Origin of the sequence: Clostridium sp. OF09-36 (assembly GCF_003481985.1) — a bacterium.
In the GTDB taxonomy this organism is placed as follows: Bacteria; Bacillota; Clostridia; order Lachnospirales; family Lachnospiraceae; genus Brotaphodocola.
In genome coordinates this window covers 1-21,546 of the sequence record NZ_QUMD01000020.1, presented here as the reverse complement: position 1 = coordinate 21,546, position 21,546 = coordinate 1, and the positions used below count along the sequence as shown (strand labels likewise).

The following is a 21,546-nucleotide window of genomic DNA, read 5'->3' as shown; positions in this document are numbered from 1 at the left end:
AATGAACATTGTATTATTTGAGCCGGAAATGCCGATGAACACCGGAAATATCGGGCGTACCTGTGTCGCAACGAATACCCGCTTACATTTGATCGAGCCGCTGGGTTTTAAGCTGAATGAAAAGGCAGTAAAGCGTGCCGGACTGGACTACTGGGATAAGCTGGATGTTACCGTGTATTCCGATTTCCAGGATTTTCTGGACCGCAATCCGGGCGCGAAAATCTACATGGCAACGACCAAGGCACCGAAAACCTACACGGATGTGGAGTACGAACCGGACTGCTATATCATGTTTGGCAAGGAAAGCGCCGGGATACCGGAAGAGATTCTGGTAGAGCACAAGGAAAACTGTGTGCGGATCCCGATGTGGGGAGACATCCGCTCCTTAAATCTTTCCAATTCCGTGGCGATCGTGCTGTATGAGGCACTGCGTCAGAATGGATTTGAGAAGATGAACATGGAAGGACATCTGCACCGCCTGCACTGGAAAGATGAAGTGTAAGAACGTTGCCGGATACGCATGCGTGGACGGAAGCGGAAAATGATAAGAAAACTGCATATCGAAAGAGAAAAAGGAGATCTGCCTGGTGGCGGGTCTTTTTTTTCATAGGAAGTTGTGCCTGGAAGTGTTTTATTTTGTATGGCAGAGATACAGAAAATGAATGGAAAAGCATGTGTAAAAATGCACAAAAGAGAAAAAGAAACAACAAAAATAATATACAAAGTTCAGAATAACAAAAGAAAAGTCAGAAATACAAATGGAAAAACGCACAAAGACAGCATATAATAAAGACATCTGGAACAGGAAAATGCACACTGCTGACCGGTGCGGACGATTATGACCGGACGCACAGCGTAAGCAGGAGCGGACCTTTCCCATGGAACGTGATAACCCAGGAACAAAAACAAAGAAAAGGAGAGGGTATTATGAAAAAACGTTGGTTAGCAGCATCATTGGCAGCACTGATGGCACTGAGCGTAACCGCCTGTGGCGGAGGAAAGGCAGCAGAGACAACGGCAGCACCGGCAGAGACCAAAGCGGAGGAGACAAAGGCAGAGGAAAGCAAAGCAGAGGAAAAGGATGCTTCCAAGGAAGAAAAGGCAGAGAAAGCGCCGGAAGATTATACCGGAAGCGTTGTTGTTTACTCCCCGCACGATGCAGATCCGCTGAATGCAGGCGTAAACCTGTTCATGGAGAAATATCCGAATGTCAAGGTTGAGGTAGTAGCAGCCGGAACTGGCGAGCTGTGCAACCGAATCGCAGCAGAGTCTGCAAACCCGATCGCAGATGTACTCTGGGGCGGTGGTGCTGACTCTCTGGCAGCATTCAAGGAATATTTCGAGCCGTATGTATGTGCAAACGACGAATTCATCGGCGACGCTTACAAGGATCCGGATGGTTACTGGATCGGTGAGAGCCCGCTTCCGATGGTTATCTTCTATAATAAGGACCTGATCGAGAAAGACGGACTGACCATTCCGGAGTCCTGGGAAGACTTAACCAAGCCAGAATGGAAAGGCAAAATTGCATACTGCCTGCCGTCCAAATCCGGTTCCGCATACACCCAGTTATGTACCATGATCCTGGGTCACGGCGGTAAGGAAAAAGGCTGGGATTTCATCAAACAGCTGTACGATAACCTGGATGGCAAGATCGTTGACTCTTCCGGTAAGTGCCACAAGATGGTTGCAGACGGTGAGTTCTATGTAGGTATTACCATTGAGAAATCTGCGATCAAATACGCAGACGATCCTTCTGTAGGATTTGTATATCCGAAAGATGGTACCAGCGCAGTTCCGGATGGTGTAGCACTGGTTAAGGGATGCCCGAACGAAGAAAATGCAAAACTCTTCATCGATTTCGTTACTTCCAAAGAATGCCAGACCGAGCAGAGCCAGAACTGGGGACGCCGTCCGGTACGAAGCGATATGGAAGTTGGCGAAGGTATGGCAAAACTGGATGATCTGGTATTAGTAGATTACGACTTTGACTGGGCAGCAAATGAGAAGGAAGCCAATATCGAAAAGTTCAACGATATCATGGTAGATTAATTGTTACTGTACACGGGTAGGAATTTTCTGAACTGAAAATTCCGTACGATACCGTTGTGGTAGCAGATTTTGCCGATTTGGAATGCGAAGCATCGGCAAAATCCGTTGCTGTTTGCGCAACGCGAGAACAGTAACGATTAATTTTGCCGGCGTGCGTTAGCCATATGTCAGCTGCAGCAGAAAAACGCAGCTTTGTGCACGATTAAAAGGCAATATGGAAATCAATAGAACGTGAACATCAAAAAGACTGCCTTGCCCCAAGCGGGCGGGCAGTCTTTTCCTACCCGCTTCACAGGAACATTCTATCGTATGAAAATGCCCTGCAAGGGCGGAGCGCCGGAGAGGCTTGTAAAACACCGGTCGGATTCAAACGGCCACAGGTGGACAGGAATGGAGGAATGAATATGAGTCATGCAGTGATCATAAAAAAGGCCGTAAAGAAATACGGAAATTTTACCGCATTAAATGGAGTGGATCTGGAAATTAAACCGGGGGAATTTTTTACGCTGCTGGGACCGTCCGGCTGCGGCAAGACAACACTGCTTCGTATGATCGCAGGATTCAACAGCGTGGACGGCGGTGAGATCTGTTTTGATGACAAGGTGATCAACAACCTGGAAGCGCACAAGCGTGATATTGGTATGGTGTTCCAGAACTATGCGATCTTCCCGCACCTGACGGTAGCGGAAAACGTGGCATACGGTCTGAAAGCCAAGAAGTGTCCGAAGGAGCAGATCCCGGGCAAGGTGGAAGAGGCACTGGAGCTGGTTCAGATCGGAAAATTAAAAGACAGAAAACCAAATGAACTTTCCGGTGGTCAGCAGCAGCGTGTGGCGCTGGCGCGTGCGTTTGTCATTGAGCCTGGCGTGCTTTTGATGGATGAGCCGCTTTCCAACCTGGATGCAAAGCTTCGCGTACAGATGAGAACTGCGATCAAGAAGCTGCAGCGGAGACTGGGCATTACCACCATTTACGTTACCCACGATCAGGAGGAGGCCCTGGCAATCTCAGACCGGATCGCGGTCATGAAAGAGGGCAACATCATGCAGGTGGGAACGCCGGAAGCAATCTATAAGAAACCGGAGAATACGTTCGTTGCAGGCTTTATCGGCGTTTCCAATTTTGTGGAATGCGAAGTGGACGGCAAAAATCCGGAGGCAGCCGTTTTGAATATTAAGGACGAATGCAGCATTACCTGCAAATTAAAGAAACCGTACGCGGGCAAGGGCATCATCTCTGCAAGACCGGAGCAGCTGTTCTTCGATGAGACAAATGGACTTCCGGGCAAGATCGTGATGTCGACCTTCCTGGGCGATTTCATTGAGTACGAGATCGAGTTAAATAACGGTCAGACCCTGCAGCTCAACGAATACACCAAGGATGTGCAGACCGTCCGCCCGGATGGAGAAAACGTGAAAGTAAACTTTGACATCAATGCGGTAGGCGTTTACGATGCGGCAACCCAGGAGGTGATTTCATGGTAACATCCCGCAAAAAACTGGACTTCTGGTTCTGGGTTAAGGTGGTAGTGATCGGTTTTATGCTGATCTTTCTGATCTACCCGTTCTGTACCCTGATCACCCGAAGCTTTTTCTCAAATAAGACAGCCGGGTTTACTTTTGAGAACTACATCCGGTTCTTTACGAAAAAGTATTACTATTCGGCACTGGGACGAAGCCTGTTTGTGTCGATCGTGACGACCTGTACCACACTTCTTGTGGGCGTGCCGATCGCTTACATCATGTCCCGCTACAATGTATTCGGTAAGAACTTTATTCATATCTTCATTATCATGAGTCTGATGAGCCCGCCGTTCATCGGTGCTTACAGCTGGATCATGCTGTTTGGCCGCGCGGGATTTATCACCAGTATGTTTGCGAAGATCGGGATCCATCTTCCGAGTATATATGGGAAACTGGGGATCATCCTGGTATTTACGTTTAAACTGTTCCCTTATGTGTACCTGTATACGTCGGGTGCCATGGGAAGCATCGATTCCAGTATTGAGGAGGCAGCGGAAAATCTGGGAAGCAATAAGCTGCGCCGCCTTCTGACAGTCACTCTGCCGGTTGTGGCTCCGTCCATTGCGGCAGGCGCCATTATGGTATTTATGACCAGCCTGGCAGATTTCGGTACCCCGATGCTGATCGGCGAGGCTACATGGTCCTGCCAGTTCTTGTATACAATGAGTACATGAGTGAGATCGGCGGAAATGCACATCTGGCGAGCGCTTTGTCCGTGGTTGTTGTACTTTGCTCCACCACAGTGCTTCTGGTTCAGAAATACTTTGTGAGCCGGAAAAACTATGTCATGACTGCCATGCGTCCGCCGAAGGAAGAGGTTCTTCACGGAGGCAAACGTGCACTGGTGACCCTGCCGGTTATGCTGGTGACCCTCATCGGCATTATGCCGCAGATCGTAGTCATTGTCAGCAGCTTTATCAAGTGCGATTTCACCGGCTTCCAGAAAGGCTTCAGTCTGGAGAGTTATGTGACGATCTTCAACCGCCTGTGGACCAACATCCGCAATACCTTCGTATTCTCTTCGATTGCGATCGTGTTCATCATCATTCTGGGCATGCTGATCTCTTACATCGTCGTGCGTCAGAAAGGTCTGGCAGGACAGCTGATGGATCTGCTGATCATGTTCCCGTTTGTGATCCCGGGTGCTGTTCTTGGTATCAGCTTGATCGTTGCATTTAACAAGCAGCCGATGATCTTAACCGGTACGGCCATGATCATGATCATTGCTTTTATCGTCCGGAAACTGCCTTACACAGTCCGTTCCGGCAGTGCATTCCTGCAGCAGATGGATGTAAGTGTGGAGGAGGCTTCCATCAGCCTGGGTGTTTCCCCGATGAAAACCTTTGTAAATGTGACTGCAAGACTGATGGCACCGGGTGTTCTTTCCGGCGCGATCTTAAGCTGGATCACCTGTATCAACGAGCTGTCTTCCAGCGTGATGCTGTACGGCGGCAAGACCAGCACCATCTCCGTGGCTATTTATACGGAGGTTGTAAGAAACAGTTTCGGTACCGCGGCAGCGCTGGCATCGATCCTGACCGTCAGCACAGTCATCTCCCTGCTTATCTTTTTGAAAGTCAGCAAGGGCAGGGTATCCGTCGTCTGAGTGGTGAACGCATACTGGAACAAGTGCAAAAAATGAGGTGTGGCTATGATAAAATTTGGCACTGGTGGCTGGAGAGCCATCATTGGGGAAGAATTTACAAAAGAAAATATCCAGAAGCTCGCGCTTGCGATGGCTTTAAAAATGAAAGCAGAACATGTGGAGGACAAGCCGGTGGTGATCGGCTATGACCGCCGGTTCCTTTCCAAGGAAGCAGTCATCTGGTCCTGCGAGATCTTTGGGCAGCAGGGAATCAAAGTGCTGTTTGTGGACCGGAGTTCTCCGACACCGCTTGTAATGTTCTATGTGATGAAACATGACCTGGATTATGGCATGATGGTGACAGCGAGCCACAATCCGGCCATCTACAATGGGATCAAGGTCTTTACGAAGGGTGGAAGAGATGCGGATGAGCATCAGACCGCAGATATTGAACGCTATTTAAAACAGGCAGATGAGCTTTATGTCCCGGATCCGGAGGAATACGGGCAGATGCCGCCGCACGCTTACCAGGAACTGGTGAAGAGCGGCCAGGTGGTGGAGATGAACCCCATGAACGAATATCTGGACAACATCATCTCCCTGATCAATCTGGATGCGATCCGGGAACGCGATCTGCGCATTGCGATCGATCCGATGTACGGGGTCAGCCTGACGGCACTCTGCACCATCCTTTCCATTGCGCGCTGTACGGTAGAGACCATCAATGCCCAGCATGATACCCTGTTTGGCGGAAAGATGCCGGCTCCGACCGAGAATACCCTGCGCAATCTGCAGAACTACGTGCTGGACCGTTACTGCGACATCGGCATTGCGACGGACGGAGATGCAGACCGGCTTGGCGTCATCGACGATAAAGGACATTATCTCCATGCAAACACCATTCTGGTCATGCTGTATTACTATCTGCTGAAATACCGCGGCTGGCGCGGTCCGGTGGTGAGAAATCTTTCTACCACGCATGTGCTGGACAAGGTGGCAGAAAGCTTCGGACAGAAGTGTTATGAGGTGCCGGTCGGCTTTAAGTACATTTCCGCAAAGATGCAGGAGACCGATGCGATCATCGGCGGCGAGTCTTCCGGAGGTTTGACCGTGAAGGGACACATTCACGGAAAGGATGGCATCTACGCGGCGTCCTTGCTGGTCGAAATGATGGCAGTCAGCGGCAAAAAACTGTCGGAGATCGCGGAAGATATCCGCAAAGAATACGGCGAGATCCATATGGAGGAGCGGGCATACCGCTTTACCGCAGAGGAGAAAGAGCGGATCCATAAGACGCTGATGATCGACCAGGCATTGCCGGAGATCCCGTTTGAGGTGGATCATATTTCCTACATGGACGGCTGCAAGGTTTACTTAAAAAATGGTGGCTGGGTCAGCACGCGTTTCTCGGGAACAGAGCCGCTTCTTCGGATCTTTTGTGAGATGGAGACCGAGCATGAAGCCGTGATGATCTGCGAGATCTTTGAAAAATTCCTGGGACTGTAACGGAAACCGGAATTGTCCTGCCTCTTTCTGGACTGTCCAGATGCGAAAATGGTAGCGGAACGAGACGGTTTCGCTAAGGAAGATGTAAAATAGAAAATCCCCGTTTTCCAGTGTTTTCTGCTATAATGAAAAGCAGAAACATGGGAAAAAGGGGATTTTTTTAAAGCAACGGAAATGGGGAGAACACGAGTGAAGATCAGGAGAAGGATATGGATTCTGGCGGCAATACCGATGCTGCTTTCTGCCTGCGGGAAGAAAACGGCAGGATCGATGTTTGCGCAGACACAGGTACCAGCTGATCTGGTGATCTGTACGGACCAGGAGCCATTGGTTTACGAGCCGGTGGTAAAAGAGTTTGAGGAGCGCACCGGTCTGAGCGTGGAAGTGAAGGCAGGAACATCGGAAAACGTGCGGCAGATGTTTGAACAGGCGAAAGACTGGGATCTTGCATTTGGGGTGAGTACCGAACTTCTGGATGAGTATGCGGCGCTTTGGATGCCTTACGAAAGCGCCCAGGAGGCAGCGGTTGCAGAGACATTCCGTTCGGTGGACCACAGCTGGAGCGCATTCTCAGTCCTTCCGCTGGTCATTATGTACAACACGAATGTCGTGACTTACCGGGAACTTCCGGTTGGGTGGGCAAGTCTGCTGGAGCCGAGGTGGAAAGGCAGGGTAGCATTTGCGGACCCGGAAAAATCGGATATTTCTCTGACTGCCCTGCAGCCGCAGCCCTGGTCAGCCCGGAAAAAGAACAGTACGTGCAGGAACTTGCCGGCAAGCTGGATCATAATCTGCTGGAAAACATCGCCCAGGTAAAGGAAGAAATTCTGGATGGCCGCTGCAGTGTAGGCGTGACGACGGAGGAAACTGCGCAGGCACTTCGCAGCAGCGGAGCTGATGTAGATTATATTTACCCGGAAGAAGGCACACTTCTGGTCCTGGAAGGAACAGCCATCCGCCGGGGAACTGTGCATGAAGAAACTGCAAAACAGTTTCTGGAGTTTACCCTCAGCAAAGATGTGCAGAAAATTCTTATGGACAGTCAGAGCCGAAGGTCGGTACGGCAGGATGTGGAGACACCAAAGGGGATGGATGCTCTCGAAAGGCTGCCGCTTCCGGATGCTGATTTTGAAACCATTTCTATGGAAAAAAGAAAAATCCTGGAATTGTGGAAATCCATATCGGATGCGGAAGCAGGAATGGGAGGTGCATCATGAAAAAAATCCACCTTTCATTCCGGGGACGGGTGTTCCTGGCGTGCCTGGCGGTCGCCTGGTGCCGCTCTTTCTTTCCAGTATTGTGATGGTCCGGCTGTTTACCGCATCCTTAAACCGGCAGAGCGAACAGGAAGCACAGCGGCAGATCTCAGAGATCAGCAGCCGGTTTACAGCACTTTTGGAGGACTGCGAGAATGTCTGCCGGGAACAGACAAAGGATGGTTCCGTGGCCCGCTATATGATCGATACGACTACGGTGGAAATGCAGCGCGGCATGTATGTGTCGCTGTATCAGGCATCCAAGGAAATATACGGACATGCGCAGATCAGCGTTTACGATGTCGGAGGAAGGCTGCGCTTTACGACGGATACGATGACGCGCGGGGATCGTCTTCCGGTTTACTGGGGACTTTTGAAAAAAGCTTCCGGGAAAAAACAGATGACCTGGTACCGGACAGACCCGTATCTGAACCTGACGGACAGCCGTGTGCTGATGCAGGGCGCTTATCCAATCGAAAATTCAGGAGGAGCTAGAACCGGATACCTGGTACTGGACTTCACAAGGGAGAATTTCGACAGCATTTTCAGCGGTTTTTATTCCCTGACCGATACCATTTTACTTCTGGACGCGCACCAGCGTCCCATTTACTGCTCCAGACCAGATTACGATGCTGAAAAAATGGAAGAGATCGCAGCCGGAATGGAGAAGCAGACGAACACGGAGGATGATACACAGTATCTGCGGGTGAACGAGCCGGAACGCGGCTTTTCCGTGATCCTATGCAGGCAGGCGCCGATCAGCGCACCGGCCATGCAGACCATGGGCACGGTGATCCTTGCCATGTCCCTGTTAAGTCTGTGCCTGTGCTTAAGCATTTCCGGCATCCTGACGCGGAGCATTGCAAAACCAGTCAGCCAGCTGGATAAAGCTATGGAAAAGGTGAAAGCAGGAGATCTGAGTATCCGGGTCCGCAGCACGCGAAACGATGAACTCGGGCGGCTGACCGAAAGCTTCAACAGAATGGTAATCGATTTAAACAGTTACCTGGAAGAAAGAGTGCAGAAACAGAAGGATTTAAATGAGACAACGCTGCGTCTCTACCAGACACAGCTGAACCCGCATTTTCTGTACAATACGCTGGATACCATCAAATGGAATGCCAGGATCAGGCAGATTCCGGAAATTGCAGTGCTGGCGGAAAACCTGGCAGTCATTTTGCGAAAGAGCATATCCAGCAAGCCCTTTATTCCATTAAAGGAAGAACTGGACACCATAGACAGTTACATCCGAATCCAGAAGATCCGGTTCAGCGGACGATTCCTTTATGAGACAGAAATTCCGGACCAGCTGGAAGAATGTATGATTCCGAAGATGATCCTGCAGCCGCTGGTGGAAAATGCCATCATTCACGGGCTGGATGGCTGTGACAATGGTTATATCTGTATCTATGCAGCGCAGAAAGACGGAGTATTAAGTATCTCCGTGACCGATGACGGATGTGGAATGAGTGCGGATATGGTGGACTGGATCAACAGCCCGGCACCGGCAAAGCGGGACGGACATCTGGGACTTTACAATGTCATTCAGATCTTGAAAATCTATTATGGGGAAACATACGGGATGCATGCGCAGGTAGAGGAGGACGGGACTACCGTGACGCTGCGTCTGCCGTTTCGAAAGGATGAAAACAATGGATAGAGTCGTAGTCGTGGAAGACGAAACCATGGCAAGAAAGGGAATTATCCTGACGATCGACTGGTCTGCGTTAGACTGTGTGATCGTGGGGGAAGCTGCCAATGGGGAAGAAGGGGCAGAGCTTGTGAAGCGGCTGTCACCGGATCTTGTGGTAACCGATGTCAAGATGCCCAGGATGGACGGTGTGGAGATGATCACAAAGCTGCGGGCGGAAGGCTGTCAGGCGCGCTTCATTATCCTGACGGCATACAGTGATTTTAAATATGCCAGAGTGCACTGCGTCTTGGTGTCAGTGATTACCTTTTAAAGCCGCTAAAAGATGGAGAGCTTGAGGCAGCGGTCCGCCATATCCAGGGACTTCGGGATGCGCGGGAAACCCAGACAGATGCCAGTGCCGATGCGCCGGTCCTTCGCTTAAGTCCGGTCAAAAATACAAAAAATAAATATGTAGAGCAGGCTGTGCAGCTGATCCGGGAGCATTACCGGGAAGATATCAATATCAGCACGGTAGCAGGAAAGCTGGAAATCAGCGAAGGATATTTAAGCCGCGTATTCAAAAAAGAGACGGACTACACGTTCACCAACTATCTTACCTGGTACCGGATGAAGAAAGCCATGACCCTGTTAAAAGACTGCCGGGTGAAGGTTTACGAGGTGGCGGAGCAGGTGGGATATTCCGATACGGCATATTTCAGCGCCCAGTTCAAAAAGGTGACGGGGATCTCCCCGTCGGAGTATCAGGACCGGAGCCGGTAAAAAAATTTAAAAAAATTGAAAAAAGGGGTTGCAAAATAAGTTAGCCTATGCTAATATAATGACAGTTAGCCGCAACTAACTACATGTGAATATTCTATACATTTCGTCTGGTTTCATCTGACCCGTGAAATCAGAAACTCAACTCCTAAACAGAAAGCACGCGCGAGCGTGCTTTTTGTCGTCTGTGGATTTATTTCGGGCTGGGATTATGATAGAATAAATATAATGCAAAAGGAGTCAGACATCGCATCGGCTTTTGCATCCGCACAGCTACAAGAGGCCGATGACAACATAAGGGGTTTAGGTGCAGATATGAAACATTCACTCTATTACAAATTTATATTGGGTTATCTGGTCTTTGGACTGCTGGGGTTTGCGTCGATCGCGACATTTTCCGCACAGCTGATGAACAAAAACCAGATAAAGAATCAGGCAGAAGCCATGTACGATGAAGCAAACCTGATCGCATCTGCCTACAGCAGTGTATACCAGGGGAAAAAGCAGGATCTGGATTCCGTTTATCCGCAGCTTCAGGCGGTGGCAAAGTTTGTGCGGGCGGAGATCTGGGTGGTCAACCGGCAGGGAATCATTGTGGTGGACAGTGAGCAGAACAAGCGGGCGGGGACGACCATAGACGGGTTTGATCCGACTGCAACGGGAAACAAATCGTACTCGACCGGATCTTATTATGATTTGTTTCCGTATGATGTGCTGAGTGTTTCGGCACCGATTACCGGAAATTATAATACATACGGCTATGTGCTGGTGCATCTGCCCATGAGTGTGATCTGGGAAATGAGCAATTCGAACCTGAATGTGGTTTACATCACGGCTGGAATCCTGTTTATCTTGTCGCTGATCATTCTTCTTGTGTTTACCAAGACCGTATATTTTCCGTTAAAGAAGATTACGGAAGGGGCCAACGAATACGCCCAGGGAAATCTGGACTACCAGATCGAGTTGAATACCCGTGACGAGATGGGGTATCTCGCTGGTACATTAAACTATATGTCTGGGGAACTCAATAAGCTGGAGGAATACCAGCGAAACTTTATCGCCAATGTTTCCCACGATTTCCGTTCGCCGCTGACCTCCATCAAAGGGTATCTGGAGGCCATTATCGACGGAACCATCCCGCCGGAAATGTATGAAAAATATTTAACGCGCGTTATTTCTGAAACGGAACGTTTAACAACACTGACCCAGGGAATGCTGACCTTAAACTCTTTAGACAGCAAGGGCTATCTTTCCCGCTCCAGCTTTGATATCAACCGCGTGATCAAGGACACGGCGGCATCCTTTGAGGGAACCTGCGGCAAGAAAAATATCAACTTTGAGCTGACCTTTTCCGATAACATCCAGATGGTCTATGCGGACCTTGGAAAGATCCAGCAGGTGCTTTACAACCTAATCGATAATGCCATTAAGTTTAGCCATCAGGATTCCACGATTTACATCCAGACCCGCATAAAAAACGAAAAGATCTTTGTTTCGGTAAAGGATACGGGCATCGGAATTCCGAAGGACAGTGTGAAGAAGGTATTCGACCGTTTCTATAAATCGGACCTGTCCCGCGGAAAAGATAAAAAAGGAACCGGTCTCGGACTTGCCATTGTAAAAGAAATCATTCAGGCACATGGGGAAAATATCGATGTCGTCAGTACGGAAGGCGTGGGATCGGAATTTATCTTTTCATTGCCGCTGGCTACGAATCTGTAATAATATAAAATAGATTGGGACTGCAGGATACGCATACAGGAACAGTAATATAGCTTGAGGTCATAAGTGAACCATTGGCAGAATGTGAAGATTGCAGAGCATAGTTGTAAGAAGGGAGCAAAAACATGGGAAAAAACAGCATGAAGAACTATAGTGCAGAAAATCATGGGGAAGCAAAAAGAGCTTACCAGAACAGGAAAACGGGTATGTGTCGAATCGCAGCAGTTATACTAACAGCAGTTCTTGTCTGGGCGAATGCCGGAGCTGCTTTTGCCGCCGAATCCCGCACAAAGATTAACAGTGTCAGCCTGACCGTGCATTCTACCATTCAGGCAGGAAGCAGCAGCGGGAATGTTTCAGTGACTGCGGATGGTGGAAATTACCGGGTTGGCGGAACAGAGATCACGAACGAGGACGATGACTGGAAAGGCGGTATGACCCCAAGAGTAGAAGTGACCTTGTATGCGGACAGTGGTTATTATTTCAACTGTACCAGCAAGAGTGATTTTTCTTTCCATGGGGATGATGCTTCTTATGTGACCTGCAGACGGGAAGATGACAAAGAAACACTGGTGCTGGTCATGAAGCTGGATAAGCTGGACAACGGTGATCTGAGTGTCAGTGGTGCCAGCTGGGATGGCTCCTCCGGAACCGGGTCCTGGAATGAAAATACGGCGGCACGGTATTATCAGGTGAAGCTGTACCGGGATGATTCTACCGTCATGAGTACCACATCGGTATACGATACCTCCTACGATTTTGCAAGCCGCATGACCCGGAAAGGGGATTATTATTTTGTAGTCCGTGCAGTGGGAAGCGGCTCAGAAAAGGGTGACTGGGAAAGCTCTGATACGATCTATCTGACATCCTCGGAGGCAGATGATATCAGCTCTGGTTACCATAGCTCTCCGTCATCCAGTGGTGGGCCGGGAAATGGAAAATACATTTCCGGCGGTCCTGGGGACAATGGCAGAAGCAGTGCCAGCACCGGCGGCCCGGGGGCAGCAGGTGCAAACGGGCAGAATGTTTCCACCGCACAGGGCAACCACTGGTGCATTGACCAAGGCGGTAAATGGTTCCAGTTTAAGGATGGAAGCTACCCGGCAGGCCGCTGGGTGCTGATTGACGGAATCTGGTATTGCTTCGGGCAGAACGGATATCTGCGCTGCGGCTGGATCAATGAAAATGGAAAGTGGTACTACACGGACAGCACCGGCGCCATGCTGGTCAACACCCGGACACCGGACGGCTGCTACGTCGGAGGAGACGGAGCGTGGATTCAGTAAACAATATCTCACAGTAAACACAAATGGGCCGGAAGGTTCCGTCCCCGCCGAATGGCGGGGACGAAACCTTTCGGCCCTCGTTCGTTACTGTGTGATATTGTTATAAAGTTACTTCCGCACCTCAAATTTATATCCGATGCCCCACACCGTGGTCAGCGCCCAGTTGGCGTGATCCTTGATCTTCTCGCGCAGGCGTTTGATATGTACGTCGACGGTCCGGGTGTCTCCGATGTATTCGTACCCCCAGATGTGGTCCAGAAGCTGCTCACGGGTGAATACCTGGTTTGGTGAGGAGGCAAGGAAGTACAAAAGCTCCAGTTCCTTCGGCGGCATCTCCACGGAGTGGCCGCAGTAGGTGACCGCGTAGTTTGTGAGGTTTACGGTCAGGTCCGGGTATTCGACGTACTCGCCCTGCTGGGCCGGTTCCGGTATCGTTGGAGCCGGAGCAGCCTGGTAGCGGCGCAGCACAGCTTTGACCCGGGCTACCAGTTCCTTGGAATCGAACGGCTTGATCATATAGTCATCGGCGCCAAGCTCCAGTCCCAGGACTTTATCGAAGATTTCGCCCTTGGCGGACAGCATGATGATCGGCACCTGGGAGGTGGCACGCAGCTCGCGGCACACCTGGTAGCCGTCGATGCCCGGAAGCATCAAGTCCAGAAGGATCAGGTTTGGCTTGAACTCCGGGAAAATTTTTAAGGCTTCCTCGCCGTCATTTACAATATAAGTTTCGTAGCATTCTTTCATCAGATAGAGCGAAATCAGCTCTGCAATGTTCTCGTCATCGTCTACGATTAAAATCCGCTGTTTCTCAGCCATGTCGTTTCCTCCTGATATTTCCTGTGCTGTGTTTGTCTGCAGCAGCTGCTGCGTCTTGTGCAAAAATCCGGCTGCCCGGATTTTTCTTATTTGAATACTACAATGGTTACGCCTGCGTCGCCTTCGCCGAAGCCGCCCAGGTGGAATTCTTTGATGTATTTTAAGCGCTTTAAGTGCTTGTGGATACCGGCGCGCAGGGCTCCGGTGCCTTTGCCGTGCACGATGCGTACCTGCGGCAGATGGGCAATGTAGGCATCGTCGAGGTATTTGTCAAGCTGTGCAACGGCCTCGTCCACGGTCATGCCCAGAACGTTGATCTCCGGGGAGATGCCGAAGGACTTGGACATCTTGATGTTGCTGCTTCCGCTTCCTTTGCGGCGGGATTCCATGCCCGGTCCGCTGACGGAATTTTCCTGCAGAAGTTCCAGGTCGTTTAGGTTGACCTTGGAGCGCAGGATGCCCATCTGGACAAATAAGTTGCCTTGTGCATCCGGAAGGCTGCTGACGGTGCCCTTTAAGTTCATGGAGAGAACGCGCACGCCGTCTCCGAGCTTTAAGGATTTCGGATTGATGGCCTTGTGCGGCTTCTTGGTCTCCTGTTTTAAGGACAGATTGCCGTCGACTTTCTTTAAGTTTTCGCGCAGCTTTGTGCGCTCTGCCTCCAGGGCTCTGGTATCGATGCCGGAGGAAGCCGCCAGCTTGTTGATGTTTTTGATCGTGCGGTCAGCGGTCTCCTTTGCCTCGCGCAGGATGCGCTGCGCTTCTTCATTGGCTTTGCGGATCATCTGGTCCTTGCGCTCGTCGAAGCGTTCTTCCTTCTTTTCCAGACCAGATTTCAGCCGTGAAATCTCAGCCTTGTAGGATTCGATCTCAGCACGTTCTTTCTCGATGGTGACACGGTTTTCCTCCAGGCGGCTGATGACATCCTCAAACGTCTCATCCTCGGATTCCAGATGGGTCTTTGCATCGTCAATGATGTAGTCCGGCAGTCCCAGCTTTTTGGAAATGGCGAATGCATTACTCTTTCCAGGAATGCCAATGAGCAGGCGGTAGGTTGGGCGCAGGGTTGCCACATCGAACTCGCAGCAGGCATTTTCCACGCCTGGGGTACTGAGCGCATAGATCTTTAACTCACTGTAATGGGTGGTGGCCATGGTGCGGCACTTCATGTTGTGCAAGAAGTTTAAGATGGCAATGGCCAGAGCCGCGCCCTCGGTCGGGTCGGTTCCGGAGCAGAGCTCATCGAACAGGCAGAGGGAATGGCTGTCTGCCTGATTTAAAATGTGCACGATGTTGGTCATGTGGGCAGAGAAGGTACTGAGGCTCTGCTCAATGCTCTGCTCATCTCCGATGTCGGCAAAGACTTCCTCAAATACAGCCAGTTCTGAGCCCTCAAAAGCCGGGATGTGCAGACCGGCCTGGCCCATCAGCGTGAAGAGTCCGACGGTCTTTAAGGAAACCGTCTTACCGCCGGTGTTTGGACCGGTGACCATAAGAAGATCAAAATCGGTGCCCAGCCAGACGGTGATCGGAACAACCTTCTGCGGGTCTAAGAGCGGATGACGGCCATCCTTGATGTGGATGCGGCCTTCGGTGTTGAACTTCGGCTCGCTGCACTTGAAATGGCGGGACAGCGCTGCTTTGGCGAAAATGAAGTCCAGTCTGGTCAGAATCTGCAGGTCGATGGCAAGCTCCTCGGTGTAAGGCATCAGCTGGCCGCTTAGATCAGCGAGGACTGCTTCGATCTCTTTCTGCTCTTGAATCTCCAGGGTGCGCAGTTCGTTGTTTAACTGGATCACAGCCATCGGTTCGATGAACAGGGTGGAACCGGTGGAGGACTGGTCGTGGACCATACCGTTGACCTGGGATTTGTATTCCGCTTTGACCGGAAGGCAGTAGCGCCCGTCACGCATGGTGATGACAGCGTCCTGCAGGTAGGAACGGCAGCTGTTTAAGATGCTGTTCAGCTGGGTGTGGATGCGGTCGTTGATGCCGTGCATGGAGCGGCGGACCTTGTGAAGCCCCGGGCTTGCGTTGTCGCTGATCTCATCCTCGGAGAGGATGCAGCGCTTGATCTCGTTGTTGACGGAGGTTAACGGCTCCAGACTCCGGAACATGGAGTCTAAGGAGTCATCCGGGAACTCTTCGGATTCCTCGTGGTGACCGTAAGTTTTGGCACGCGCGGCAACCGTCAGCAGGGAACTGATGGATAACAGCTCTAAAATGCTGAGGGAGCTGCCAATCTCCAAGCGTTTTAGGAATCCCGCACATCGCGGACACCGCTTAAGGAAAGGCTTCCCTTCATGCGGACACGGGTGAGCGCATCACTTGTCTCGGTCTGTGCCTGTACGATCTCGTGGTAATCGCTCATCGGGAGCAGGTTCTGGCATAACAGCTTTCCGGGGGTGGAAGCAGCATAGCCGGTCAGCTGGGTAATGATCTTGTTATATTCTAATGTTTTTAATACTTTCTGGTTCATAAAAATCCTCGATTTACTTTATATATAGTGAAAATAAACAATTCGATTATAACATGAAATGAATTCCTGCGAAAGGGCGGGGCACATACTTTTTTAGTTGCGTAAATCGGGTCAGAACCTTATAATAGGAGATAATGCATACCATCTGCGCAGAATTGCAAGATGGGAAAAGCGCTGCTGGACACATGTGCGTGTACAGGAACGGAAAGTCTGCGCAGGCATGCATCAGGGGAGGATTTATTATGAAGTAAGGAGGACGTGAATGTCTGAGGTACGGGATCCAGAAAAGAAACCTGAACATGAAAAAAAGAATGACCGCGATTTCATCAGCGAAAAGATCGTAAGACCGGCTCCAAGCAAAAAGCAGGTTGGTACCAGAATGGCAACAGCTGCCTGTGCCGGAATCATTTTTGGTGTCGTCTCTGCAGTCTGTTTTGTTTTGACCCGTCCGATCATGGAGCAGTTATCCGACGGAAACAAGCCGACGGCATCGGCGGTATCTATCCCGAAGGATGAGCTGGAGTCATCCGTAGAAGCGCAGGAGACGGAGAGTGCGTCTGAGACAGAAACTGAGCCGGTGGAGGAGATGGTCCAGAGTGCACTGGAGCATTACCGCTATACGGTAGATGATCTGAATTCCCTGTTAAACAGTCTGCGTTCCAAAGCATTGGCTGTGGATAAAAGTGTGGTGGTCGTACATTCTGTCCAGCAGAACACGGACTGGTTTGACAATCCGGTGGAAACAACGGGGTTATATGCCGGAGTCATCATCGCGAAGACCAGCCAGGAGTTGCTGATCCTGACACCAGAGGATGCAGTCGAGCAGGCGGATTCCATCAAGGTAACCTTTGAGAATGGAAACGATGTGAGCGGTCATATGAAACAGAAGGATACCACATCCGGCATGGCGATCGTCAGTGTCAGCGCGGGCGACATCAGCACGTCTTTGTTAAAAGATTTAGAGCCGGTTCCGCTCGGAAACTCCTATCAGGTGCGTCAGGGCGATATGATCGCATCCATCGGCAGTCCGGCCGGAGTCGTTCATTCGCTTGATTACGGATTTGTTTCCTATGTGGTGCGCAGCAATCCGATGGTTGACCAGCATTGCCGGATGCTGTATTCCCATATTTTAACGGATGCGGACCGCGGCACATTTTTGATGAATACAGATGGAGAGCTGATCGGCTGGGCTGTTTCCGCTTCTGACAGTTCGGCGGCAGGCAGCAATATGGCGGAGATCTTTGGTATTTCCGATTACAAGGGAATTCTGGAAAAGCTGAGCAATGGCCAGGGCGTTCCCTGCGTCGGCATTGTCGGCCAGGAGGTAACCGAAGTGCAGATGGATGGCGGAATGCCGGCGGGCATCTATGTCATGAATGCTGTTACCGAGAAACCGGCGTACAATGCGGGAATCCAGAACGGAGACATCCTCACACAGATCGATAAAACGCCAATTACATCGATGAAGGAATACCAGGCAGCGGTAGAAAAGATGACCTGCGGCCAGACGGTGCACATTACTGTGCAGCGGAACGGGCGCGACAGCTACACGCAGCTGGAGTTTGACGTAACGGTGGGAAGCAGGTAGTGGTCAGTGCAGATTTGATCTGCACTGGAAATAAGAATCACAAGCAAGATAGAAAGAAAAGGAAGAGATATGAAGTATATTGACAGTTTCAGAGAAGGCATGCATGTTTCTGACGTGTATCTGTGCAAAAATAAGCAGATCGCGCTGACCAAGAACGGAAAGGAATACGGAAACCTGGTCCTTCAGGACAAAACAGGCACAGTAGACGCAAAAATATGGGATCTGGGATCACCGGGCGTTGGAAATTTTGAGACGCTGGATTATGTTTACGTCGATGCAGACGTGACCATGTTCATGGGTGCAAAGCAGCTGAACGTAAAGCGGATCCGTAAAGCCGATGAGGGTGAATACATTCCGGCAGATTACCTTCCGGTCTCCTTAAAAGATGTAAAACAGATGTATTCCGAGCTGCTTGCGTTTATTGCATCTGTAAAAAACCCATATCTGAAACAGCTTTTGGACAGCTACTTCCAGGATCCGGAATTTGCGAAGGCATTCCAGTTCCACAGCGCAGCCAAGAGCGTGCATCACGGATTTGTAGGCGGCCTTTTAGAGCATACGTTAAGCGTTACCAAGATGTGCGATTACTTTGCGTCTGCCTACCCGATGTTAAACCGCGACCTGCTCTTAACTGCAGCCATGTTCCACGACATCGGTAAGACCAAAGAGCTGTCAACATTCCCGGCAAATGACTATACCGATGACGGTCAGCTGTTAGGCCATATCATCATCGGAACGGAGATGGTTGGCGAGCGCATGCGCACCATCGAAGGCTTTCCGCCAAAGCTGGCAAGCGAGTTAAAGCACTGCATTCTCGCGCATCACGGAGAACTGGAGTACGGTTCCCCGAAAAAACCGGCTCTCTTAGAAGCGATGGCTTTAAACTTCGCGGACAACGCAGACGCAAAGATGGAGACGATGATCGAAGTGCTGCGCGGTGCGGGGGACAACCAGGGATGGCTTGGATATAACCGGCTGCTGGAGACGAATATCCGGAAGACAACAGAGTGTTAAAAGAATAGAAAAATCAGAAAACGCGCCAAAACCGGCGCGTTTTCTGATTAAAAAGGGGAAAGAGGTAATGTATTGTGTACCAATATATAGGAACCGTTCATCCGGTGTGTCATCCGGAAAACGGGTTGTTGATTGACGACCCCGGCAGCGGTTGCGCGCTTGGTGCCGCCGGGCTCTTTTATAACAGGTGCATAACGAACATGTTTGTTAGTTGCTGTTCATTATGATGATGGGTTCGTTTTGTTTTCTCTCCCTCACATCATGGTTATATGATACTGGAAAAATGTGTCTAAAGTTTGAGGAGATTGTGAAGAAAGCGGAAAGTTTCTAAACAAAATCTTACGGAAAAGGATGGAAATAAAAGGAAAGTCCTTACGGAAAAAAGATGGCAGCAAGGCCGGTTTGACAGAAATCGTGATAAACAAAAAGGGAAGACTTGCGCAGTGGTAAGAAAACCCGTAAAATGATAGGAAAGAATCAGGTTGGAACTGGATGAAAGGATAGAGCGAAACATGGATTGGAAAAAGAATGATGTATTTCAGGTTCAGATAGAAGATATGAGCGATACCGGGGAAGGAATCGGCAAAACCGACGGCTTCACCTGGTTTGTGAAAGATGCCGTAATTGGGGATGTGGTGGAAGCCAAGGTTATGAAAACAAAAAAATCATATGGCTTTGCCCGTCTGATGCAGGTGGTAAAGCCATCGGACTGCCGTGTCACCCCACGCTGCCCGTCCGCCCGCCAGTGCGGCGGATGCCAGCTTCAGGCCATGAGCTACGAGGAGCAGCTGAAATTTAAAGAAAATAAGGTGCGCAACAACTTAAGCCGCATCGGCGGACTCACGGAGATTCCCATGGAGCCGATCATCGGCATGGAAGAGCCGTGGCGTTACCGCAACAAGGCACAGTTCCCGTTTGGAAAAGACAAGGATGGCCGTATCATCACCGGCTTTTATGCAGGCCGCACCCATGCCATCATTGAACAGGAGGACTGTCTGCTTGGCGTGGAAGAAAACCAGCCGATCCTGGACTGCATCCGCGCCTTTATGGAAGAATTCCATATTGCGCCGTATGAGGAGGAAACACACCGCGGTCTGGTGCGCCATGTACTGATCCGAAAAGGCTTTACCACGGGTGAACTGATGGTATGTCTGGTACTGAATGGAGGGGTGAAGAAGCTGAAAGCGGCGGAGGTGCTGGTGGAGCGTCTGGTGAAGCTGTTCCCGGAAAAACATGTGGAAACAGCTGAGGGCGCAGAGACAGATGACGCAGGAATGGGAGCACAGGCAGCAGGAACCAGGGCAAACACAGAGATTCCGGCGCCGCATATGGTCAGCATCTCCTGCAGTATCAACCGCGAAAAGACCAACGTCATCATGGGAAAAGAAATCGTAAATCTGTATGGACCTGGTTATATTACCGATTATATCGGCAATGTCTGCTATCGGATTTCTCCATTATCCTTCTATCAGGTCAATCCGGTCCAGACCCAGAAGCTTTACGGAACGGCACTGGAATATGCCGGTTTAACCGGGGAAGAAACCGTATGGGATCTGTACTGCGGCATCGGAACCATCTCCCTGTTCCTTGCCCAGAAAGCGAAAAAGGTGTATGGAGTCGAGATCGTTCCCCAGGCCATCGATGATGCGAGAGCCAATGCAGAATTAAATCATTTCGAAAATGTGGAATTCTTTGTAGGAAAGGCAGAGGAGGTGCTGCCGGAGCAGTATGAAAAGAACCAGGTTTATGCCGATACGATCGTGGTGGATCCGCCGCGCAAGGGCTGTGACAGCGTGTGTCTGGATACCATCGTGAAAATGGCACCGAAAAAAGTGGTTTATGTCAGCTGCGACTCCGCGACCCTTGCAAGAGATGTGAAATATCTGGGCGAGAGAGGATACCAGGTAGAGCGGGTGCGGACTGTGGATATGTTCCCGTGGAGCGGGCATGTTGAGACGGTGTGCTTATTGTCCAAACTCCATGAAGCAAAGCATCATGTGAATGTAACTGTTGATATGGATGAGATGGATTTGACTTTAGGATAACAAGCGGGAATCCTCGGTTATTCAATTGCCGAGATGAAAGCGTCTGAAACGCAAACAAAATCGAAAGCTTGTTCGATTTTGCTTGCGTTTCCTTCTGTATGATAGTATACTATGTGTATGAAAGAAAAATTAATATATTCAAGAACTTGTGTATACAATATCAACTACCATGTGGTGTGGTCTGTGAAATATCGCAGGAAGATTTTATCGGCAGAGATTGAGACTTATCTAAAAGAACTGGTTCAGAAAATAGCATCCGAT

The 21,546-nt window shown here is 50.2% G+C and carries 19 protein-coding genes and 1 pseudogene; 18 read left to right on the top strand and 2 right to left on the bottom strand.

Translation table 11 applies throughout. The annotated features are described in order from the left end of the window. Position 1 precedes the first annotated feature (1 nt). The 14 genes from DXA97_RS14015 (at position 2) to DXA97_RS13970 (ending at position 13,340) form a co-directional block, all read left to right on the top strand. Positions 2–502: a tRNA (cytidine(34)-2'-O)-methyltransferase gene (locus DXA97_RS14015; RefSeq protein ID WP_118543875.1), complete on the top strand. Its 501-nt coding sequence runs from the start codon at positions 2–4 to the stop codon at positions 500–502. A 138-nt stretch (positions 503–640) separates the two neighbouring features. Beyond that, positions 641–787, top strand: a complete 147-nt coding sequence (locus DXA97_RS20285; RefSeq protein WP_154106751.1) for a hypothetical protein — start codon at positions 641–643, stop codon at positions 785–787. 140 nt (positions 788–927) lie between these two features. Next, positions 928–2,052 carry an ABC transporter substrate-binding protein gene (locus tag DXA97_RS14010; protein WP_118543874.1) on the top strand — a complete coding sequence of 375 codons (1,125 nt, stop codon included), beginning with the start codon at positions 928–930 and terminating at the stop codon, positions 2,050–2,052. 404 nt (positions 2,053–2,456) lie between these two features. Then, positions 2,457–3,536, top strand: a complete 1,080-nt coding sequence (locus DXA97_RS14005) for an ABC transporter ATP-binding protein (protein ID WP_118720853.1) — start codon at positions 2,457–2,459, stop codon at positions 3,534–3,536. Continuing rightward, positions 3,530–4,249 carry an ABC transporter permease subunit gene (locus DXA97_RS21035; RefSeq protein ID WP_243107679.1) on the top strand — a complete coding sequence of 240 codons (720 nt, stop codon included), beginning with the start codon at positions 3,530–3,532 and terminating at the stop codon, positions 4,247–4,249. The genes DXA97_RS14005 and DXA97_RS21035 overlap by 7 nt, the downstream gene beginning before the upstream one ends. After that, positions 4,213–5,181, top strand: a complete 969-nt coding sequence (locus DXA97_RS21030; protein WP_243107678.1) for an ABC transporter permease subunit — start codon at positions 4,213–4,215, stop codon at positions 5,179–5,181. The genes DXA97_RS21035 and DXA97_RS21030 overlap by 37 nt, the downstream gene beginning before the upstream one ends. A gap of 45 nt (positions 5,182–5,226) precedes the next feature. After that, complete coding sequence (locus DXA97_RS13995) at positions 5,227–6,666, top strand: phosphoglucomutase/phosphomannomutase family protein (RefSeq protein ID WP_118543871.1); 1,440 nt, start codon at positions 5,227–5,229, stop codon at positions 6,664–6,666. Positions 6,667–6,855: 189 nt separating this feature from the next. Then, positions 6,856–7,482, top strand: coding sequence for an ABC transporter substrate-binding protein (locus tag DXA97_RS21635; protein ID WP_182436915.1), 627 nt, complete (start codon positions 6,856–6,858; stop codon positions 7,480–7,482). Further along, the gene (locus tag DXA97_RS21630) at positions 7,425–7,883 is read left to right on the top strand and encodes an extracellular solute-binding protein (protein ID WP_182436914.1); all 459 of its coding nucleotides are present in this window, start codon (positions 7,425–7,427) and stop codon (positions 7,881–7,883) included. The genes DXA97_RS21635 and DXA97_RS21630 overlap by 58 nt, the downstream gene beginning before the upstream one ends. Then, positions 7,873–9,582, top strand: coding sequence for a histidine kinase (locus DXA97_RS13985; protein WP_243107677.1), 1,710 nt, complete (start codon positions 7,873–7,875; stop codon positions 9,580–9,582). The genes DXA97_RS21630 and DXA97_RS13985 overlap by 11 nt, the downstream gene beginning before the upstream one ends. Continuing rightward, positions 9,575–9,886 (top strand): response regulator, encoded by a 312-nt coding sequence (locus tag DXA97_RS22305; protein ID WP_347561627.1) that lies wholly within the window; start codon positions 9,575–9,577, stop codon positions 9,884–9,886. The genes DXA97_RS13985 and DXA97_RS22305 overlap by 8 nt, the downstream gene beginning before the upstream one ends. Positions 9,887–10,038: 152 nt before the next feature. Beyond that, positions 10,039–10,335: an AraC family transcriptional regulator gene (locus DXA97_RS22300; RefSeq protein ID WP_347561626.1), complete on the top strand. Its 297-nt coding sequence runs from the start codon at positions 10,039–10,041 to the stop codon at positions 10,333–10,335. 312 nt (positions 10,336–10,647) lie between these two features. After that, positions 10,648–12,054: a HAMP domain-containing sensor histidine kinase gene (locus DXA97_RS13975; RefSeq protein ID WP_118720849.1), complete on the top strand. Its 1,407-nt coding sequence runs from the start codon at positions 10,648–10,650 to the stop codon at positions 12,052–12,054. A gap of 125 nt (positions 12,055–12,179) precedes the next feature. Further along, positions 12,180–13,340, top strand: coding sequence for a hypothetical protein (locus DXA97_RS13970; protein ID WP_118720847.1), 1,161 nt, complete (start codon positions 12,180–12,182; stop codon positions 13,338–13,340). Between the two features lie 108 nt (positions 13,341–13,448). Here DXA97_RS13970 and DXA97_RS13965 read toward each other — a convergent pair whose 3' ends face one another. Both DXA97_RS13965 and DXA97_RS13960 read right to left on the bottom strand, forming a co-directional pair. After that, on the bottom strand, positions 13,449–14,159 hold the full coding sequence (locus tag DXA97_RS13965; protein WP_118707633.1) for a response regulator transcription factor: 711 nt from the start codon (positions 14,157–14,159) through the stop codon (positions 13,449–13,451). 86 nt (positions 14,160–14,245) lie between these two features. Beyond that, positions 14,246–16,638, bottom strand: a pseudogene (locus DXA97_RS13960) (endonuclease MutS2). Positions 16,639–16,900: 262 nt separating this feature from the next. On the opposite strand from DXA97_RS13960, the gene DXA97_RS13955 reads away from it, so the two are divergent. The 4 genes from DXA97_RS13955 to DXA97_RS13940 all read left to right on the top strand — a co-directional run. After that, positions 16,901–18,226, top strand: a complete 1,326-nt coding sequence (locus DXA97_RS13955; protein ID WP_118720845.1) for a PDZ domain-containing protein — start codon at positions 16,901–16,903, stop codon at positions 18,224–18,226. A 69-nt stretch (positions 18,227–18,295) separates the two neighbouring features. Further along, positions 18,296–19,240, top strand: coding sequence for an HD domain-containing protein (locus tag DXA97_RS13950; protein ID WP_118707639.1), 945 nt, complete (start codon positions 18,296–18,298; stop codon positions 19,238–19,240). Positions 19,241–19,752: 512 nt separating this feature from the next. Then, positions 19,753–21,285, top strand: a complete 1,533-nt coding sequence (gene rlmD / locus DXA97_RS13945; protein ID WP_118720874.1) for a 23S rRNA (uracil(1939)-C(5))-methyltransferase RlmD — start codon at positions 19,753–19,755, stop codon at positions 21,283–21,285. Between the two features lie 111 nt (positions 21,286–21,396). Next, the coding region (locus DXA97_RS13940) for a transposase (RefSeq protein WP_347561633.1) at positions 21,397–21,546 on the top strand (150 nt) is incomplete at its 3' end.

Bases quoted from the DNA above. Each gene is read 5' to 3' on its own strand.
- DXA97_RS14015 (WP_118543875.1), top strand. From the start codon at position 2: ATGAACATTGTATTATTTGAGCCGGAAATGCCGATGAACACCGGAAAT.
- DXA97_RS20285 (WP_154106751.1), top strand. From the start codon at position 641: ATGGCAGAGATACAGAAAATGAATGGAAAAGCATGTGTAAAAATGCAC.
- DXA97_RS14010 (WP_118543874.1), top strand. From the start codon at position 928: ATGAAAAAACGTTGGTTAGCAGCATCATTGGCAGCACTGATGGCACTG.
- DXA97_RS14005 (WP_118720853.1), top strand. From the start codon at position 2,457: ATGAGTCATGCAGTGATCATAAAAAAGGCCGTAAAGAAATACGGAAAT.
- DXA97_RS21035 (WP_243107679.1), top strand. From the start codon at position 3,530: ATGGTAACATCCCGCAAAAAACTGGACTTCTGGTTCTGGGTTAAGGTG.
- DXA97_RS21030 (WP_243107678.1), top strand. From the start codon at position 4,213: ATGGTCCTGCCAGTTCTTGTATACAATGAGTACATGAGTGAGATCGGC.
- DXA97_RS13995 (WP_118543871.1), top strand. From the start codon at position 5,227: ATGATAAAATTTGGCACTGGTGGCTGGAGAGCCATCATTGGGGAAGAA.
- DXA97_RS22305 (WP_347561627.1), top strand. From the start codon at position 9,575: ATGGATAGAGTCGTAGTCGTGGAAGACGAAACCATGGCAAGAAAGGGA.
- DXA97_RS13975 (WP_118720849.1), top strand. From the start codon at position 10,648: ATGAAACATTCACTCTATTACAAATTTATATTGGGTTATCTGGTCTTT.
- DXA97_RS13970 (WP_118720847.1), top strand. From the start codon at position 12,180: ATGGGAAAAAACAGCATGAAGAACTATAGTGCAGAAAATCATGGGGAA.
- DXA97_RS13965 (WP_118707633.1), bottom strand. From the start codon at position 14,159: ATGGCTGAGAAACAGCGGATTTTAATCGTAGACGATGACGAGAACATT.
- DXA97_RS13955 (WP_118720845.1), top strand. From the start codon at position 16,901: ATGTCTGAGGTACGGGATCCAGAAAAGAAACCTGAACATGAAAAAAAG.
- DXA97_RS13950 (WP_118707639.1), top strand. From the start codon at position 18,296: ATGAAGTATATTGACAGTTTCAGAGAAGGCATGCATGTTTCTGACGTG.
- rlmD (WP_118720874.1), top strand. From the start codon at position 19,753: ATGGATTGGAAAAAGAATGATGTATTTCAGGTTCAGATAGAAGATATG.